Source organism: Desulfonatronum lacustre DSM 10312 (assembly GCF_000519265.1).
GTDB lineage: Bacteria > Desulfobacterota > Desulfovibrionia > Desulfovibrionales > Desulfonatronaceae > Desulfonatronum > Desulfonatronum lacustre.
The window spans coordinates 3,512,458-3,529,903 of record NZ_KI912608.1 but is presented as its reverse complement, the minus strand read 5'-3'; the positions used below and the strand labels follow the sequence as shown (position 1 = coordinate 3,529,903).

Genomic DNA, 17,446 nt, shown 5'->3' with positions numbered 1-17,446 from the left:
GGTATATATCTTCGGTGTCGGCTTCTGGCAATGGCTGCCGCGATCTATTTTCATCAACATGTTGGTATTGTTCCAGAAGGAGGAATATACGATGTCCGTACGCATAGGAATCAACGGTTTTGGACGCATCGGACGGTACGTGGTGCGGCTGTTGGCTGAAAACAAGGATCTGCAACTGGCGGCGGTCAATGCCCGAGCGGACAACAAGGCCTTGACGCACCTGTTGAAGTACGACTCCGTCCACGGACGATTCAACGGAGACCTGGAAGCCAACAACGACGGGTTCCTGATGAACGGAAAGCAGATCAAAGTCACGCGCAACGGCCCGGGGGAATGGGCCTGGAAGGACCTGGGCGTGGACATCGTCCTGGAGACCACCGGCAAGTTCACCGACCGGGAAAGCTGTCAAAAACACCTGCAATGCGGGGCGAAAAAGGTGCTGATCAGCGCACCGGCCAAAGACCCGGACCTGACCGTGGTCATGGGAGTCAACGACAACGTCTACGACCCCTTCACCCACCATATCGTGTCCAACGCCTCCTGCACCACCAACTGTCTGGCCCCGACGATCAAGGTGATCAGCGACGCTTTCGGCTTCGAGTACGGCCTGATGACCACGGTCCACTCCTACACCATGAGCCAGCGCATCCTGGACGGCTCGCACAAGGACCCGCGACGGGGCCGGGCCGCCTGCATGTCCATGCTGCCCACCACCACCGGCGCGGCCCGGGCCGTGGCCGAAGTCCTGCCCGAAACCAAGGGCCGACTGGACGGGATGGCCATCCGCGTGCCCACGCCCAACGTCTCCATGGTCGACCTCGTGGCCCACACCACCAAGCCCACGGACAAGGACGCCCTCAACGCCGCCTTCCGCCAGGCAGCCGAAGGTCCGCTGAAAAACATCCTCGGCTACACCGAGGAACCTCTGGTTTCCGTGGACTACTACGGCAGCACCTTCGGCGGCGTGGTGGACGGCCCCTGCACCAGCGTGATGCGGGACAACATGGCCAAGATCATCGTCTGGTACGACAACGAGGCCGGATTCTGCAACCAACTGATGCGCCTGACCGCCAAAGTGGCCAAGTCATTGGGCTGAGTCCCCGCTCTCGAAAATCCACTCGTGCCCAGGGGGTGGAAAGGGAGAAGGCCGAAAAATGATTGGCGCGGCTTTAGGAAATCCGAACAGTGATATTCGTCCGGATGCCAAGCCCCGACTTTCACGCCCTTCCACCCTCTGGCTCCCGAATTCTGACTTCTGACTTTACACCTCCCCCATGCCCGACTTCGTTCACCTGCACTGCCACACCGAATACAGCCTGCTGGACGGCGCCATTCGGATCAAGGATCTTTGCGCCAAGGCCAAGGATTTCGGCATGAGTTCCGTGGCCATCACGGACCACGGCAATCTTTACGGCGCGATAACGTTCTACAAGACGGCCAAGTCCTTCGGCCTGAAGCCGATCATCGGCTGCGAGGTCTACGTGGCCCGGAACAGCCGGCACGACCGGGACGCCCGCTCCGCGTCCCAGGCCGGATACCATCTGGTGCTCCTGGCCCAGAACGAGACCGGCTACCGCAACCTGATCCGCCTCGTTTCCCAGGGCCACATGGAAGGCTTTCACTACAAGCCGCGGGTGGACAAGGAAATCCTGGCCCAGTGCTCCGAAGGGCTGATCGCCCTGTCCGCCTGCCTCAAGGGCGAGGTGCCCTACAAGCTGACCCATGAGGGCTTCGACGTCGGCCTGGAGACGGCCAGATTTTACGCCGACCTGTTTCCGGGGCGGTTCTACCTGGAAATGCAGGCCAACGGCCTGGCCGACCAGATCGTCCTGAATCAGCGGCTGCAGGAACTGGCCGAGGCGACCAGGCTGCCCTTGGTGGCCACCAACGACTGCCACTACCTGACCGCCGAGGACGTCCAGGCCCACGACATCCTGCTCTGCATCCAGACCAACGCCTGCGAGACGAGCGAGAAGCGGATGCGCTTCGACACCAAGGAGCTGTACTATCGCAAGCCCGAGGAAATGGAGGCCGCATTCGCCCATTGCCCCCAGGCCCTGGCGGCCACCGCGGAAATCGCCGAAGCCTGCAATCTGGAACTGACGTTCAACAAGCCTCATTTCCCGGCCTACAGCCTGCCCGAGGGCATGACCCTGGAAGAGGAGCTGCGCCGGGCCGCCCGCCAGGGGCTGGATGAGCGGCTGGCCAAAATCCGACCCGGCGCGGACCGCGAGGTCTACAACCAGCGGCTGGCCACCGAACTGGACGTGATTTGCTCCAAGGGCTTTGCCGGATATTTTCTCATCGTCCAGGACTTCATCAACTGGGCCAAGTCCCGGAACATCCCCGTGGGCCCGGGCCGGGGGTCCGCCGCCGGCAGCCTGGTGGCCTACGCCCTGCGGATCACGGACCTGGACCCCATCCCCTATAATCTGCTCTTCGAACGCTTCCTGAACGCCGAGCGGGTCAGCCTGCCGGATATCGACGTGGATTTCTGCTTTACCCGGCGCGAGGAAGTGCTCAAATACGTTTCGGAAAAGTACGGCCAGAACAACGTGGCCCAGATCATCACCTTCGGCCGGATGAAAGCCCGGGCCGCTGTCCGCGACGTGGGCCGGGCCCTGGGGCTCAAGCCCTCGGAAACGGACAAAATCGCCAAGCTGGTTCCCGGCTCCCTGGGCATGACCATTGCCAAGGCCCTGGAGCAGGAGCCGGATCTGAAGAAGCTGGCTGAAACCGACCCCACGGTGGGCCGGTTGATCGATATTTCCCTGCGTTTGGAAGGATTGGCCCGGCACGCCTCCACCCACGCCGCGGGCGTGGTCCTCTCGGACCGGGCCATGGTGGAACACGTTCCGCTGTGCGTAGGCAAGAAGAAGGAAACCGTCACCCAGTGGGACATGAAGTGCGTGGAGAGCGTGGGGCTGATCAAGTTCGACTTTCTGGGCTTGAAGACCCTCACCGTGATCCAGGACGCCGTGGACCTGATCCGCGAGGGCGGCAAGACCCCGCCGGACATGGCCCACCTGCCCCTGGACGACTCCGAGACCTTCAAGCTGCTCTGCGAAGGCCGGACCGAGGGCATCTTCCAGTTGGAAAGTTCAGGGATGCGCCGGGTGCTCATGGATTTGCGGCCCTCCTGCTTCGAGGACGTCATCGCCCTGTTGGCCCTGTACCGTCCGGGTCCGCTGGAAAGCGGCATGGTGACCACCTTCATCCGTTGCAAGCACGGCCAGCTCCCGGTGGAATACCTGCTGCCCCAGCTGGAGCCGATTCTCAAGGACACCTACGGGGTGATCCTCTACCAGGAACAGGTCATGAAGATCGCCTCGGACCTGGCGGCCTACTCCCTGGGCGAGGCGGACATCCTGCGCCGGGCCATGGGCAAGAAGGACCCCCAGGTCATGGCCCAGCAGCGCTCCCGGTTCATGCAGGGCGTGCGCGAGAACGGCCTGCCCGAGGTCAAGGCCGCCCAGATTTTCGACCTGATGGAAAAGTTCGCCGGGTACGGCTTCAACAAGTCCCACAGCGCGGCCTATGCCCTGATCTCCTACCAGACCGCCTATCTCAAGGCCCATTATCCGGTGGAATTCATGGCCGCGTTGATCAGCTCGGAAGTGGACAACGCGGACAAAATTCTGCGTTATCTCAACGACTGCGGGGAGATGGACATCTCGATCCTGCCTCCGGACGTGAACCACAGCCAGGCCCGGTTCAGCGTCGAGGAGGACAAAATTCGCTTCGGTTTGTCCGGAGTCAAGAACGTAGGCGAGGAGGCCATCCGGGAAATCATCCAAGGCCGGGGTGAAGGGCTCTATCGTGGGCTGACCGATTTGTGCCAGCGGGTGAATACCCGCAAGGTGACCAAGCGCGTCCTGGAATACCTGATCAAGAGCGGCGCTTTTGACTCCATCCATCCCGGACGGGCCAGGGTGCTGGCCGGAGTGGATACGGCCATGGCCACGGCCCAAAAACGGGCCAAGGAAAAGAAGCGCTCGCAAATGTCGCTGTTCTCCTGTCTGCCCGGCGGAGAGAACATGGCCCTGGAACTTGTCTGCGGCCTGGATCCGGTAGGCGACGGACCGGAACCGGAGTGGAGCGACGAAGAAAAATCTCGTTTTGAAAAGGAAGCCCTGGGATTTTTCCTGACCAGCAACCCGTTGCGTCCATTTCGTGAAGAAGCCCGCCGACTGGGAGTGCGCACGATCCAGGAATGTCAGGAGCTGTCCAAGAAGACCGAGGTTCGTTTGGGTGTCTTGGTCACCGGGATCAAGGAATTCCAGACCCGCAGGGGCGACAAGATGGCCTTTTGTCAGATCGAGGACCTCACCGGCATGGCCGAGGCTACGGTCTTCGGGGATGTCTACTTGCCGGCCAAGAGTCACTTTCAAAGCGACCGCCCGCTGCTCCTGGAAGCTCGGATCAGCGATTACGAGGGCCGAGGGGACGCAGGCTCGGAGAACGCTTCCCAACAGCTCAAGCTGGAGGTGTTACGGGTCAGTCCCCTCGGCGAGGCCTGCGCCCGCAACGACGAACCGGTGCATCTGCGCATCGAGCGCGCCGACCTGGCCAAGGACGACCTCGTGGAACTGCAACGGCTCTTCGAAAAGCACGCGGGCCAGACACCGGTCCGAGTGGTCCTGGACCTTCCCGAGGGCCGATGCATTCTGCAGCTCGGGCCCCAGCATCAAGTGTCGCCGGGCCCGCAGTTCTGGAAGGACGTGACCGCCTGGCACGACGCCGGGTCGCCCGCCTCCGCGACCGCCGACCTGAGCAGGTGATTGACCATGCCCCAAAAAATCTGGCGACTGACCGTCACCGACCACTTTAGTTCCGCGCACCAGTTGCGCCATTATCAGGGCAAATGCGAATCCCTGCACGGCCACAATTTCGCTGTCCAGGTCCAGGTCCAAGGCCGCGACTTGGACCCAAAGCTGGGCATTGTGATGGATTTTCAGGAACTCAAGTCCCTGCTCAAACAGGTCCTGGCCGAACTGGACCACCGCAACCTGAACGAGCTGCCCGAGTTCACCGAAATCAACCCCTCCTCGGAGCACCTGGCCCGGTATATTTATCACCGTCTCGCGGCCCTGCTGCCCGGACCCGGAGCAACCATGCACGCCGTTTCCGTGGCCGAGGGTCCCACCTCCATCGCCACGTATTCGGAGGAATGACATGCGGCTGGTGGTGCAACGGGTCACGTCCGCCTCGGTGAGGGTGGAAGGCGAACCGGTGGCGGCCATTGACCTGGGCCTGCTGGTCCTGGTCGGGCTGGGACGCGAAGACGAGGCCGAGCCGACGCCCTCGCCCATGCTGGCCCGGATGGCCCGCAAGCTGGTCCAGGTCCGGATCTTCCCCAATGAGATCGGAAGACTTGACCGGGACGTGGCGGATGTGGGAGGTCGAATCCTGGCCGTATCCCAGTTCACCTTGCACGCCGACTGCCGCAAGGGCCGCCGTCCTTCACTCCACCCTGCCGCGGATCCCCGCCGGGCCGAAGCCTTGTTCACGGCCTTCGTTGCCGAACTGGAGTCCCTGCTGCCCAACCGGATCGTCACCGGACGCTTCGGCAGGGAAATGGACGTGGCGCTGCGCAACTGGGGGCCTCTGACCCTGGTCTGGGACTCCCTGGATGTTTAGCAGTCCGTTGAAAACTCCCCATTGCGACGTCGCCGCAAAAAGTTCAAACTCTCACGTATCAAGAAATACGCTTCGACCTTGCACTTCTTTTGCTCCTTGCACTTGGGGTTTTTGAACGGACTGCCGGTAAAGGATTTTATCAATACAGTTAGCCGTTTGCTTCCGTGGACTCCATGATAACACCGCACCAGGACACTCGACAAAACGTCCATCCGAACGTCCATCCGAACGTCCATCCGGGCGTCCATCCGGGCGTGGATGCCCTGATCAGCGTTATGATCGTGGACGACTCCATGACGGTGCGGCACTACCTGGAGCAGATCCTCCAGGACGAATACCGGATCCGCTCCTGTCGCGACGGCGTCGAAGCCCTGGAAGCATACCGGGAAGACCGCCCGGAAATCTGCGTCCTGGACATGAACATGCCCCGAATGGGCGGCCTGGAAGTGATCCGCAATATTCGCCGGGAATTCCGGGATCAGGATCTGTTCATCCTGGTCCTGACCTCCGAGGACTCCCTGGAACAAAAGTCAGAGGCCCTGCACCTGGGCGCCAACGATTATCTGGTCAAGCCCTTCGACACCCTGGAGTTGCTGGCCAGGATTCGCGTCGCCGAACGTCAGGTCCGCCTGACCCGCGGTCTGCGCCAAGCCTACGAGATCATGCACCGGGAGATCGAGGAAATCGCGCGGCTGCAACGTCGCCTCCTGCCCACCGCATCCCCTTGTCACCCCGGAATCACGGTCCAGAGCCTTTATCTGCCTTCGTCCCAAGCCAGCGGAGATTACTTCGATTACTTCTCCCTGCCCGACGGTGGACTGCGGGTGGTTATGGCCGACGTCAGCGGGCACGGGGCCAAGGCCGCGTTCATCATGTCCATGGTCCGGGCCATGGTCCGCTTTTCCGGCGCTCCGTCCCAAAGCCTGACTGAACTGGTAGAACTGATCAACGAGCAGTTGCGCAGATTCGCCGGGGAAGACGGGGATTTCATCACCCTGCTCGTGGCGGATGTCCGGGCCGACCTGTCCGCCCTGGACTACATCAACGCCGGACATGTCCCGGGCATGGTGCTGCGTCGCGGAGCGGTTCCGGAACAGTTGCCGGCAAGCATGCCCGCCCTGGGCGTTTTTCCTTGCGCCGCGCCCCCGAAGACCGTCGAGCTGGAAGGCGAGACCGTGCTTTTTTTCTTTACCGACGGCTGCTATGAATGGGAGATCAGGCACGGGGAGCTCTTCGGTCTGGAACGATTCATGAAACGGGCCGCCGAGTTCGTCGGTCGCCCGGACTGCGTTCTCGGGGACCTGTTTTTCGGTTTAGGTTGTTCCCAAACCCCTCGGCTCGGCGACGACGTCAGCGCCCTGCGGGTGGGGCTGCGCGGCCCGGGATCACGATGACGAACCACCCCGCGGCCTCATAGCGCCCGCGCGTTCAGGCATTCATTAACAGGAGAAATCATGGCCGACTTGCACCATGAACCAATGACCAACTGGACCAAGGTGTCCCTGTCCGGAAAAATCACCTACGAGGTGACCCAGGCGATGAAGATCCAGGCCGAAACCATCCTGACGGAAATGGGCGAACGGCCCATCCTGGTCTGCGATCTCGGTCGCGTCACGTTTCTGGACAGCTCCGGAATCGGGTTTCTGGTCTTTCTAAACAACAAGGTTCGTCAGCGGGACGGCTGTTTTTATCTGTACCAACCCAATGAGGTGGTCGTGAAAACCCTGGAATTGGTCCAACTCCTGGCCTTCTTCGAGCTCATCGAGAACGAATCCGAACTGATCACGCGCCTCCCGATGTAGACGGGACGTTTTATCGCGAGTGGAGATGCCATGATTTTTGTTTTGAAGCATCACTTTGATCCGGATTTCAACCACCTGAACATCAAGCCCAAGGCACGGGGCAACGAACGGGTGGACCACCTGAACCGCGACTACGTCCACAACGTGGTGGTCGGACAGATCCTGGCCGAACTGGTCCAGATAGCCGACGACGAAGCAGGCCGGCATGATTCCCGATTCATTCTGAACCAACCTGTTTTTCCCGTCGGCGCGAACACCGAGGTCGACCCTCGGAACGTCAACTTCCTGCTGGCCACGGCCAACGGATACGTCTATTACGACCCGGACGGGCGGATCTCCGTCAAAACCCTGCTCAATGTCCGCCGGGACGTGGATTATGCCACGGGTAACATTTCCTTTGTCGGAGATGTTGTGGTGCATGGTTCGGTTCGCTCCGGATTCAAGGTCAAGGGTCGGAACATCCTGGTCAAAGGGACGGTAGAGGCCGCGTCCCTTGATGCCTCCCAATCCATCCGGGTGGAAGCTGGCATCAAAGGGGACAAGCAGGCCGAATTGAAGGCCAAAAACAGCATCAAGGTCAGGTTTTGCGAAAACGCCCTGATCAGTGCCGGCAAAAACGTTCTGGTGGAAAGCGTCTGCCTGCATTGCAAGGTGCTGGCGGGCAACGCCCTGGCCGTTGGCGACAGGCTTATCGGGGGTGAAGTGGTCTGCGGGCGATTGGTCCGGGTCGGCGCCCAACTGGGCGGCGGGGTGAGCACCACGACCACCATCTCCCTGGGCTATGATCCGTTTTTAATGCAAAAAATCAGCGACATGGAAAGCACGATCCGGACACTGAAAGCTCGTCGGGAATCCCTGGGCGCACGGAACAAGCAAAGCCAGGCCGAAGCGAAGCTGATTGGGGAACTGGACCATAAACTGTCGATTCTGGACAAGCAGCGCTTCGCCTATTCCGAACGGATCTCCGTTTCGGATCTGGCTTCATGCGCGGTGATCGTGCCCGGACAAATCAGGCCGGGAGTTGAGCTCAGCATCGGCCAAGCCTTTTTGTCCATCTCCGACACTGTTTCCAACGTCAATCTGACGCTGCGCGACGGACAAATCGAAGTGACGTTCCCCGCGGAACCAAAAAAAGAGAAGACCTCCTAGAACTATGGATATCGGAACCCTGCTCGGCTTGATCAGCGGCGTCATCTTCGTCTTCATCGCCATCATGCTCGGCGGCGACTTCATGGGCTTCGTCAACGCCCCGTCGGCGCTGATCGTATTAGGCGGCACCGTTTCCGTAACCTTCATCATGTTCCCCATGGGCGTGGTGCTGGGATCGTTCAAGGTGGCGCTGAAAGCCTTTTTCTCCAGAAGCCCCAACCCCAAGCTCGTCATCGACGAGGTGGTCGCCCTGGCCAACCTGGCCCGCAAGGAAAGCCTGATCGCCCTGGAACGAGCCACGATTTCGGACAAGTTTTTGAAAAAAGGCGTGATGCTGATCGCCGACGGCACCGAGGAGCGGCTGGTCCGGACCATCCTGGAGACCGAACTCAGCTTCACCCAGCAGCGCCACCGCCAGGGGCAAGGCGTGTTCAAGGGCATGGGGGCCATGGCTCCGGCCTTCGGGATGATCGGCACCCTGATCGGCCTGGTGAACATGCTCCAGGTTCTGGACGACCCCACGGCCATCGGGCCGGGCATGGCCCTGGCCCTGCTGACCACTCTTTACGGCGCCCTGATGGCCAATCTGGCCTTCATCCCCATTTCCAAAAAGCTGGAAGAACGCTCCCTGGAGGAAGTCACGATCATGGAAATGACCATGGAAGGGGTGATGTCCATTCTGCGCGGGGAAAACCCGCGCCTGATCCTGGAAAAGCTGGAGTCCTTCGTGCCCCCGGCCCTGCGCCAAGAATAGGGAAGTATTCGCGACGTTTCACGTTTTCAAGACGCCGACGCCATGCCCAGAAACAACACACCGCCCCAGGAAGAAGAAGGCGCCCCCTTGTGGATGGTCACCTTCGCCGACTTGATGTCGTTGTTGCTGACCTTCTTCATTCTGGTGCTCTCCTTCGCGAACATGGACATCGTCCGTTTTCGGGAGATGCTCGGCTCCATCCAGACCGCCTTCGGAGTCCAGGTCCAACGCCGGGAGGCGGACTACGTGGCCTTTTCCCCTTCGGAGTTCGAGCGCAAGGATCTGGAACTCAGCCAACAAAACGAGGAAGTCCTGAGCATGGTCGTTCAATTGCGGACCATCATGCAGGACGACGAGGCTCTGCAAAAAAGCATCGGCGTGGAAGCGGACGACGAGGGGCTGGTATTACGGGTGGACAGTGAATCCATGTTCGACGTCGGCTCCGCCGTGCTCAAACCCGAGGCCGTCCCGGCCCTGGAGGCGGCCATCAAGATTCTGCGCGATTACAACATGAACCTGGTCATCCGCGGTCACACCGACAATACGCCCGTCAGAACAGCGCAGTTTCCCTCAAACTGGGAACTCTCCTCGGCCCGGGCCACCGCGGCCCTGCGCTATATTATGGAACACGGCGGCTTTTCCCCCACCAGAATGCGGGCCGTGGGCTACGCGGACAGTCGGCCTCTGGTGCCCAACAATTCAGAAGACAACCGACGAAGAAATCGACGGGTCGAGTTCTATTACCACTCCCCGGACGCTCAATCCTGGTGACCCGCCCATGACCGACGCCCATCAATCCCCACCCTCGATCCCGACGCCCGCTTCCGGACTCGACACTCCCGCCCGCCCTATCGCCTACCGAGCCGAGGCCGTCCCCGGCGGCTCCGAAACCTCCTCCGCTACCCCTCCGGAAGACGTCCTGATTGTTTTTGACTCTGGCCGAAAATGGCGGCTCTGGGGACGCGACGGCAAGCGGCGAGAGGAGGATCTGGTCAGGACGGCGCTGGATGGCTCATCCCGCGGGCTGCCCGTGTTGCTGGGTTGCGGACTGGGCGTCGCGCTGCGCGAACTGTTGCGAACCACCTCCGGGCCGGTGGCCGTGGTGGATAAGGAGACGACGATCCAGGCCGTGACCGGCTCACGTGACTTGGTCGACGATCCACGGGTTCTCTGGGTGGACTCCTCAACTCCGGAAGAAGCTCTGGACGCTTTGACCCGCTGGCAGATGGAGCATGCCGGATTGCCGCTTCGCCCGGTGCTCATCCCGCTCTACGCCCGCCTGGATCCGGACCACTACAAGGTCATCCTGGCCCACCTGGAGGCCAGCTCGCGTTTCGACATCTGGGCCCGGGCCAACTACCCCAAATGCCGCGCCTGGCCGCCCCGGGTACTGCTGCTGACCAGCCAGTATTTTCTTTTGGGCGAGGTGATCGGGGCCTTCCAGCGCATGGACGTCCCTCACCGACTGCTGGAATTCACGCCCCGGGAAACCGGACGAACCGAATTCGTCCAGGATCTGCTCACCGCGATCCTGGAGTTCAAGCCGGATCTGGTCCTGACCATCAACCACCTGGGGGTGGATCGGGAAGGCGTGCTCATGGAGCTGCTGGAAAAGTGCCGCCTGCCCCTGGCCTCCTGGTTCGTGGACAACCCGCACCTGGTGCTCTACGTCTACACCAGGCTGGTCAGCCCCTGGACCACGATCTTCACCTGGGACGCGGACAACGTGGATTCGTTGCGGGCCATGGGCTTCGAGCACGTCCATTACCTGCCCCTGGGCACGGACATCCACCGCTTTCACCCGCCCGCCGACCCCGCGAGCCGTCCCGGCGCCTGTCCCGATTTTTGGCGGGCCCGGGTCTCCTTCGTGGGCAACTCCATGCTGGCCAAGGTGGCGGCCCGGCTCAAGGCCGGACACTTTCCCCGGCCCATGCTCCTGGCCTATCGCGATGTGGCCCGGTCCTTCGGGGATTCAACAGACGATAGTGTCCGGGAGCACCTGCGGATCGCCTTCCCAGAGGTTTTCCAATGCTTCGAGGCTCTGTCATCGGTGGAGGAACGGCTGGCTTTCGAAACCGCGATCACCTGGGAAGCCACCCGCCTGTACCGCAACCGCTGCGTCCGGAGCATCCTGCCCTTCCAACCGCTCATCGCCGGGGACAAGTACTGGAAGATCGCCCTGCGAGGCCGACCGGAAGCGTGGCGTTGGCACCCGGAACTGAGCTACTACACGGATCTGCCCCGATTCTATCCCTGCTCCGAGATCAACTTTAACTGCACCAGCATGCAGATGAAAGGCGCGGTGAACCAGCGGGTCTTCGACATTCCGGCCTGCGGTCAATTCCTGATCACGGATCAACGCCGCCAGATGGACGAGTTGTTTGAGCCCGGACGGGAGGTCGTGGCCTATGCAAACCCCGAGGAAATCCCGGACTTGATCGATTTCTATCTGCGCCGTCCCCAGGCCCGCGAAAAAATCGCCCGGGCCGCACGGAAACGAGTGCTCCGGGAGCATACCTACGACCTGCGGATGACCTCCCTGCTCAAAACCATGCTCGCGGTTTACGGATAATGTCCGCAAAGCCGATCCTCATCCTCCAAATGCAGCGCATGGGGGACCTGATTCTCTCCTTTCCCCTTTTCCTGTGGTTGCAGCGGGAACATCCGGGCCATCCGCTCTGGGTGGTGGGCGAGCCCCGCTTCTACGAGGCCTTGTTGCCCGTCAGCCCGGCGGTCACCTACTTTCCCTGGACCGCGACCGAACAAGTGCGCCGGACCTCCTTCGCCTTATGCGTCAACCTCAGCCACGAACGGGCCGCGGCGGGCCTGGCCGGAGAGGTCCGGGCCGAACACCGCGTCGGCCCCGTGCAGTCCGCCGACGGCGTGCGCCGCATTCATGGCCCATGGCAACTCTACCGGGCCGGCCTGGTCCACGCCAACCGCCACAACCGATTCCATTGGGCCGACCTGAACGCCCTGGACTGCGTTCCCCTGTCCCGGATCGCCACCACCCGCTGGCCCGCGCCCCGGACCCGCCTGGGAGACCGCCGCCGTATCGGCCTGTTCCTGGGAGCCAGCGAACCGGCCAAGCGGCCGACCCCGCGCTTCTGGGCCGACCTGGCCGGGGAACTGCTGCACCGGGATTTGCGACCGATCCTTCTGGGCGGACCCGCTGAACGGGACATGGCCGCCAAGGTCCAAAAAAAGATCGGTCATAATGTTCTCAACCTGGTCGACCGGCTGACCCTGGCCCAGTTCGTCGACCTCGGCCAGAGCCTGGAACTGCTGGTCACGCCGGACACCGGCCCCATGCATCTGGCCGCCTGGACCGGCCTGCGGGTCCTCAACCTGTCCCTGGGCCCGGTCAATCCATGGGAAACCGGCCCCTACCAGCCCGGCCACTCTGTACTTCAAGCCCGGATCAGCTGCGCGGGCTGCTGGGGCTGCACCCACCCCAAGCATCCGGGGGCGCACCATGAAGCCCGCCACGCAACCCATAGGTGCCACGACCATTTCCTGCCCCGCCGCGTAGCCCAACTGGTCCATGCCCTGGCCGATCCTGACGGACGGGGCGAAGCCAGGCCGAGAACGGCGGACGGCAACCTGTTCTTGTCCGCCAAAACGCCCCAAGGCTTGTACCGCCTCAACCGCCTGCTCCCGGAAAACGCCACGCGGTCGTCGCGGAACATGCTGGACGAATTCTGGTCGATGTTCTGGGGCAGTTCCTTCGGTCTGTGGGAACGGGACAAGCCCCTGGCGGCCTGGACCGACCTGACCCGCGCCTTCCCTGACCTGGCCGAAACCTTTATCCGCTTCCTGTTCGGCTTTCACCGCAAACTGCGCCAGGCCAGGGACGAGACGTTTTGGTCGCAAGGCCCGCCGATGCTGCGTCCGCTTTACAGCCAAGCCCACTTGATCTTGCAAAACGACGATTTTTCTTGGAAAAGTGAACGACAAATCCTGACCATGACCGAGGAACTACTCCGGATCGTGGCCGGGGAGAAAAGCCTATGACGCTGAAAATTCGCCATGGAGTCGGATATTCCGTCCTGTGCGGTTGCCTGCTGGTCTGGACGACGTTGATCGCCACCGCCTCTCCGGCCGCCGACACCTTGGGCGAGCCCAAACAGGTCATCCTGCCCATGACCATCGACTACGCGCTGCTCAACGCCATGGTCCGAAACACGTTTCTGGAAGGAGGTATCGTCGCGGGGGTGGATACGGAGAAGAGCCGCAAAACCTTGTATTACGAGCAGGACGGTTGTCAGGGCGTCGTTGTTTCCGCTCCGCGCTTCCGGGAAGAAGGCGGCGAACTGCTCATGGAAACGCAGGTCCATCTGCGTTACGGCCGGAGCATGGGCAGGTATTGCGTCCTTCCGCTGAGTTTCGACGGGGTGCTGGTCATGTATCAACATCCCTCGGTCTCTCCCGAGGACTGGACCCTCCGCTTCACGCCGCTCAAATCCGAAATGCGCACCCCGGACGGCCAACCGGCCCGCCTGGCCTCCCTGGCGTGGCGTTTGGTGGAGGACTACGTTCTGGGTTCCCTGGCCGACGTTTCGGTGAACCTGGGCCCGCCCAAGCAGGAGCTGCAAGAGTTCCTGCCGTTGATGCTGGCCGCCGAGGACCGGCCGGGTGTGCTTGAAATGCTGCGAGGCCTGCGTCCCGGGGAAGTGCAGGTCCAGGCTCAAGGGTTGCGCCTGGAAAACGTCATGACGGTTTTCGACGAACTGTATCAGCCCGAGCCGGAATGGCTGGAGCCGTACCTGTCCGACGAGGAACTGGAGCAGTTCATTGCCGCCTGGGAAGTCTGGGACGCTTTTTTGGTGCATCTGATCACGACCCTGACAGCCAGACATCTTACGGACGACGAACAGTTGCTCCTGCTGGACGTTTTGCTGCGCATGCGCCATGAGTTCGCGTATCACCTCGAAGATCCGGTTGGTCACGCCGACTTGGTCCGCGTCCAGTTCATGGAAACCTGGGCCAGGCTCGGACCGTTGTTTCGCGGCCATCTCCTGGAGGCCGACAATAACTCCTTGCTGGGCTACCTGGCTTTTTTTACCGCTTCCGACGCCCTCTTGGCCTTGGATAAACTGGGACCGACACTGGGGCTGGAGATCAGCCGGGACGGCCTGATCCGTCTGGCCAGGTTGCTGGACGAGCAGGAGACGCTTTTGGAGTACGGCCCGGAACTGCTTCCGGAGTTGCGCCGCGCCTTAGGGCTGGGCTGGGGGCTGGGCAACGGGCCGGACAATGGGCTGGACAACGAGGATGTCGGTCGAGAACCAATGCAGCCGGGTTCTCGGTGGTCCCGGAGCCTAAAATTCCTCCAAGGCCACCTCGCGGTGTTTTTCATTGGAACCGCCCAGGCCGAGTCCCCCCCGGCGGAACTGGAAGCCGATCTTGCCCATTGGATTTTCCAGGGGCGAGACCTGAAAGCGTACATGGACCGGGTGACCGGAGTGCTCCGGGATCGAACCGACGAGGTTCTGGACAAAGCCGAAAAGCCTGCCGACCATCACGATTTTTTCCACGACCTGGCCCTGGCCACGGCCTGGCAGGAAAGCTGTTTCCGTCAGTTCACGACATCCGGGGACGGGATCCTGTACATCCGATCCTACAACAACACTTCCGTAGGCATCATGCAGATCAATGAACGGGTCTGGCGCGGCCTCTACGACCAGACCCGCCTACGCTGGGACATCGCCTACAACGCCCAGGCCGGGGTGGAGATCCTGGACCTGTACTTCGCCAAATACGCCCATCCCAGGATGCGCAAAGAACCCGAAGCAAACTGGACAGCAGACTTGCAGGCCGGAATGCTCTACGCCATGTACAACGGAGGACCGGGACAGCTGGATCGATTTCTGACCCGCGCCCAGGAGAACAAGCTGTTTCGCAGCGACCGCCTGTTCAGGGAAAAATGGGACTGGATTCGCCAAGACGCCCTGGACAAAATTTCCATTTGCCTCATCGGACGGTAACGGGCTGTTTCGTCCCGCGATCACCATGCTCGACAAAAGCTCGGCCCTTTCCACCATTCTGGAGCGCCTGGACAAACTGCCCCTGGGCCACTGCCTGGAGATCCGGACCTACAAGCGCAATCGCCGGGTGCTCTTTCACCGGGCAGAGGAGAATGCCTGGAACGTCCTTCAGGATGGTTTTGCCAAAGATCTTTTTGAGAACGTCGCCCCGGAGAAAATGCGCAAACTCCTGCAAAACCTGCTGCGCAAGGAATTCCCCCGCAGCACGAAAATCCGCCTGTACGCCCTGGGCCCCTGCGATCCGAAGGAGACATCGACCCAGGAGCGCAAGGTGCTTTGAAGGCATGGGCGCCAGGAGGCCGCACTTGATTGAGGCAATGGCTTGGAGTAGACAGAACCTTATTTCCTCCGCAGGCCCCATGTGTGAGAACCGCCACGGCGTATTGACGCGACCGGTTCCCGACCCGGCGACCACAAACCATATTCCAACGGACTTCTGATCATGCAAACAGCGGTATTCGGCGGCGGCAGTTGGGGCACGACCCTGGCCAATCTCTTGGCGCACAAGCACGGCTCGGCCAGGCTATGGGTCCGGGAAAAGGAACTGGCCTCCCTGATCCGCGCCAAGCGCCGCAACCCGTGGTACCTGCCAGACCTGGAACTGGCCCCCGGCCTCACCGCCAGCGACGACCTGGCCCAGGTCACGGAAGGCGCGGACTTCTTTCTTTTCGTCGTGCCCAGTCAATTTTACGGCGGGGTGCTCAAGACCGTGCGCGAGTTCCTCCCTAAAAAGCCGGTGGTCATCTCCGCCAGCAAGGGGATCGCCCTGGACACCTTGCGGACCATGTCCGAGGTGACGGAGGAAGCCCTTATCGGCCTCAAGCCCGTTTTCGCCATGCTCTCCGGCCCCTCTTTCGCCAAGGAAGTCAGCCAGGGCATGCCCACGGCGGTCACCCTGGGCTGCAAGGACAAGGCCGCGGCCAAGTCCATCCAGGATTTGCTCTCCACGGACGCCTTCCGGGTCTACACCAACAAGGACGTTCGCGGCGTGGAACTGGGCGGAGCCTTGAAGAACATCATCGCCATCGCCGCCGGGATCTCCGACGGCCTCGGCTTCGGCACCAACGCCCGGGCCGCCCTGATCACCCGCGGCCTGGCCGAAATGTCCCGGCTGGGCGTGGCCATGGGCGCCCAGGCCCAGACCTTCATGGGCTTGGCCGGCATGGGGGACCTGGTATTGACCTGCACCGGGGACCTGTCCCGCAATCGCCAGGTCGGCCTGAAACTGGCCCAGGGCAACAAACTTTTGGATATCCTCGGGCAGATGAAAATGGTCGCCGAAGGCGTCAAGACCACGGAATCGGTGCACGCCCTGGGTCAGCGGCACAAGGTCGACCTGCCCATCACCGAACAGGTGTATCAGGTTCTTTACGAGGGCAAGGACCCGCGACAGGCCGTGCAGGAATTAATGCGGCGGGAACTGAAAAGCGAACAGTAATCTCACGATCCGTAACCCCCCAGGGAGGAGAGTATGAAAATGCACTCAACACGAAAAACATTGGCGATTTTGGCTGTATTGGCCTTGCTGGCCGCTGGTTGCGGCAGCACCCAGGGCGGCAGCGCACCCATCAACCAGATCGGTGGTGGCCTGCTCGGCGGGATCGGCGGCGGCATTGCCGGCGCGCAAATCGGCGCGGGCAGCGGGAGGGTCGCGGCGATCATCGGCGGGACCATCCTGGGCGCGGTCCTGGGCAGCTACGTGGGCGGTTATATGGACCGCATGGATCAGCAGCAGGTCAGCCGCACCCTGGAAACGCAACCCACCGGACAGACATCGCAGTGGAAAAATCCGGATACCGGCAATCGCTTCAACGTTACCCCCGTGAACACCTATCAGCGTCCCGACGGGCAATACTGCCGCGAATTCGTGACCCAGGTCGAAGTCGGCGGCAAGACGGAACAGGCCTACGGAACCGCATGCCGCATGCCGGACGGCTCCTGGAAGGTTCAGTAGGAGCCTCGGTCCTTTTCCCCTATACCGAAACGCCATCACAGCGGAGGATGAAACCATGCTCAGATCAGCTTTATTCTTTGTTTGTCTCCTCGTCGCAGCG

General features: G+C 61.7%; 15 protein-coding genes. All 15 read left to right on the top strand.

Going from position 1 to position 17,446, the window contains the following annotated elements:
* Window positions 1-91 precede the first annotated feature (91 nt).
* The 15 genes from gap (at window position 92) to DESLA_RS0116535 (ending at window position 17,346) form a co-directional block, all read left to right on the top strand.
* Window positions 92-1,096, top strand: a complete 1,005-nt coding sequence (gap, locus tag DESLA_RS0116605) for a type I glyceraldehyde-3-phosphate dehydrogenase (protein WP_028573345.1) — start codon at window positions 92-94, stop codon at window positions 1,094-1,096.
* 178 nt (window positions 1,097-1,274) lie between these two features.
* Window positions 1,275-4,781 (top strand): DNA polymerase III subunit alpha, encoded by a 3,507-nt coding sequence (gene dnaE, locus DESLA_RS0116600; RefSeq protein ID WP_028573344.1) that lies wholly within the window; start codon window positions 1,275-1,277, stop codon window positions 4,779-4,781.
* A 6-nt stretch (window positions 4,782-4,787) separates the two neighbouring features.
* Complete coding sequence (gene queD / locus DESLA_RS0116595; RefSeq protein ID WP_028573343.1) at window positions 4,788-5,174, top strand: 6-carboxytetrahydropterin synthase QueD; 387 nt, start codon at window positions 4,788-4,790, stop codon at window positions 5,172-5,174.
* A 1-nt stretch (window position 5,175) separates the two neighbouring features.
* Complete coding sequence (gene dtd, locus DESLA_RS0116590; protein WP_028573342.1) at window positions 5,176-5,640, top strand: D-aminoacyl-tRNA deacylase; 465 nt, start codon at window positions 5,176-5,178, stop codon at window positions 5,638-5,640.
* Window positions 5,641-5,813: 173 nt separating this feature from the next.
* Complete coding sequence (locus tag DESLA_RS21085) at window positions 5,814-7,034, top strand: PP2C family protein-serine/threonine phosphatase (RefSeq protein WP_156933002.1); 1,221 nt, start codon at window positions 5,814-5,816, stop codon at window positions 7,032-7,034.
* A gap of 60 nt (window positions 7,035-7,094) precedes the next feature.
* Entirely contained in the window at window positions 7,095-7,442 is a 348-nt protein-coding gene (locus DESLA_RS0116580) for an STAS domain-containing protein (RefSeq protein WP_035261973.1), read from the top strand.
* A 30-nt stretch (window positions 7,443-7,472) separates the two neighbouring features.
* Window positions 7,473-8,591, top strand: a complete 1,119-nt coding sequence (locus tag DESLA_RS0116575) for a flagellar assembly protein A (RefSeq protein WP_028573340.1) — start codon at window positions 7,473-7,475, stop codon at window positions 8,589-8,591.
* A 4-nt stretch (window positions 8,592-8,595) separates the two neighbouring features.
* Window positions 8,596-9,345, top strand: a complete 750-nt coding sequence (locus DESLA_RS0116570) for a motility protein A (RefSeq protein ID WP_028573339.1) — start codon at window positions 8,596-8,598, stop codon at window positions 9,343-9,345.
* A gap of 42 nt (window positions 9,346-9,387) precedes the next feature.
* Window positions 9,388-10,116 carry an OmpA/MotB family protein gene (locus DESLA_RS0116565; RefSeq protein WP_028573338.1) on the top strand — a complete coding sequence of 243 codons (729 nt, stop codon included), beginning with the start codon at window positions 9,388-9,390 and terminating at the stop codon, window positions 10,114-10,116.
* A gap of 7 nt (window positions 10,117-10,123) precedes the next feature.
* On the top strand, window positions 10,124-11,917 hold the full coding sequence (locus tag DESLA_RS0116560) for a CgeB family protein (RefSeq protein ID WP_084032143.1): 1,794 nt from the start codon (window positions 10,124-10,126) through the stop codon (window positions 11,915-11,917).
* Entirely contained in the window at window positions 11,917-13,359 is a 1,443-nt protein-coding gene (locus DESLA_RS0116555) for a glycosyltransferase family 9 protein (protein WP_028573336.1), read from the top strand. Before DESLA_RS0116560 ends, DESLA_RS0116555 begins: the two co-directional genes overlap by 1 nt.
* The gene (locus DESLA_RS0116550) at window positions 13,356-15,332 is read left to right on the top strand and encodes a lytic transglycosylase domain-containing protein (protein ID WP_028573335.1); all 1,977 of its coding nucleotides are present in this window, start codon (window positions 13,356-13,358) and stop codon (window positions 15,330-15,332) included. The genes DESLA_RS0116555 and DESLA_RS0116550 overlap by 4 nt, the downstream gene beginning before the upstream one ends.
* A 25-nt stretch (window positions 15,333-15,357) precedes the next feature.
* Complete coding sequence (locus tag DESLA_RS0116545; protein ID WP_035261970.1) at window positions 15,358-15,672, top strand: hypothetical protein; 315 nt, start codon at window positions 15,358-15,360, stop codon at window positions 15,670-15,672.
* A gap of 162 nt (window positions 15,673-15,834) precedes the next feature.
* Complete coding sequence (locus tag DESLA_RS0116540; protein WP_028573333.1) at window positions 15,835-16,830, top strand: NAD(P)H-dependent glycerol-3-phosphate dehydrogenase; 996 nt, start codon at window positions 15,835-15,837, stop codon at window positions 16,828-16,830.
* Between the two features lie 39 nt (window positions 16,831-16,869).
* Window positions 16,870-17,346: an RT0821/Lpp0805 family surface protein gene (locus DESLA_RS0116535; protein ID WP_028573332.1), complete on the top strand. Its 477-nt coding sequence runs from the start codon at window positions 16,870-16,872 to the stop codon at window positions 17,344-17,346.
* Window positions 17,347-17,446: the final 100 nt, after the last annotated feature.

What these genes read in the sequence shown, in the direction of transcription:
- gap (WP_028573345.1), top strand. Translation starts at nt 92, where the DNA reads ATGTCCGTACGCATAGGAATCAACGGTTTTGGACGCATCGGACGGTAC.
- dnaE (WP_028573344.1), top strand. Translation starts at nt 1,275, where the DNA reads ATGCCCGACTTCGTTCACCTGCACTGCCACACCGAATACAGCCTGCTG.
- queD (WP_028573343.1), top strand. Translation starts at nt 4,788, where the DNA reads ATGCCCCAAAAAATCTGGCGACTGACCGTCACCGACCACTTTAGTTCC.
- dtd (WP_028573342.1), top strand. Translation starts at nt 5,176, where the DNA reads ATGCGGCTGGTGGTGCAACGGGTCACGTCCGCCTCGGTGAGGGTGGAA.
- DESLA_RS21085 (WP_156933002.1), top strand. Translation starts at nt 5,814, where the DNA reads ATGATAACACCGCACCAGGACACTCGACAAAACGTCCATCCGAACGTC.
- DESLA_RS0116580 (WP_035261973.1), top strand. Translation starts at nt 7,095, where the DNA reads ATGGCCGACTTGCACCATGAACCAATGACCAACTGGACCAAGGTGTCC.
- DESLA_RS0116575 (WP_028573340.1), top strand. Translation starts at nt 7,473, where the DNA reads ATGATTTTTGTTTTGAAGCATCACTTTGATCCGGATTTCAACCACCTG.
- DESLA_RS0116570 (WP_028573339.1), top strand. Translation starts at nt 8,596, where the DNA reads ATGGATATCGGAACCCTGCTCGGCTTGATCAGCGGCGTCATCTTCGTC.
- DESLA_RS0116565 (WP_028573338.1), top strand. Translation starts at nt 9,388, where the DNA reads ATGCCCAGAAACAACACACCGCCCCAGGAAGAAGAAGGCGCCCCCTTG.
- DESLA_RS0116560 (WP_084032143.1), top strand. Translation starts at nt 10,124, where the DNA reads ATGACCGACGCCCATCAATCCCCACCCTCGATCCCGACGCCCGCTTCC.
- DESLA_RS0116555 (WP_028573336.1), top strand. Translation starts at nt 11,917, where the DNA reads ATGTCCGCAAAGCCGATCCTCATCCTCCAAATGCAGCGCATGGGGGAC.
- DESLA_RS0116550 (WP_028573335.1), top strand. Translation starts at nt 13,356, where the DNA reads ATGACGCTGAAAATTCGCCATGGAGTCGGATATTCCGTCCTGTGCGGT.
- DESLA_RS0116545 (WP_035261970.1), top strand. Translation starts at nt 15,358, where the DNA reads ATGCTCGACAAAAGCTCGGCCCTTTCCACCATTCTGGAGCGCCTGGAC.
- DESLA_RS0116540 (WP_028573333.1), top strand. Translation starts at nt 15,835, where the DNA reads ATGCAAACAGCGGTATTCGGCGGCGGCAGTTGGGGCACGACCCTGGCC.
- DESLA_RS0116535 (WP_028573332.1), top strand. Translation starts at nt 16,870, where the DNA reads ATGCACTCAACACGAAAAACATTGGCGATTTTGGCTGTATTGGCCTTG.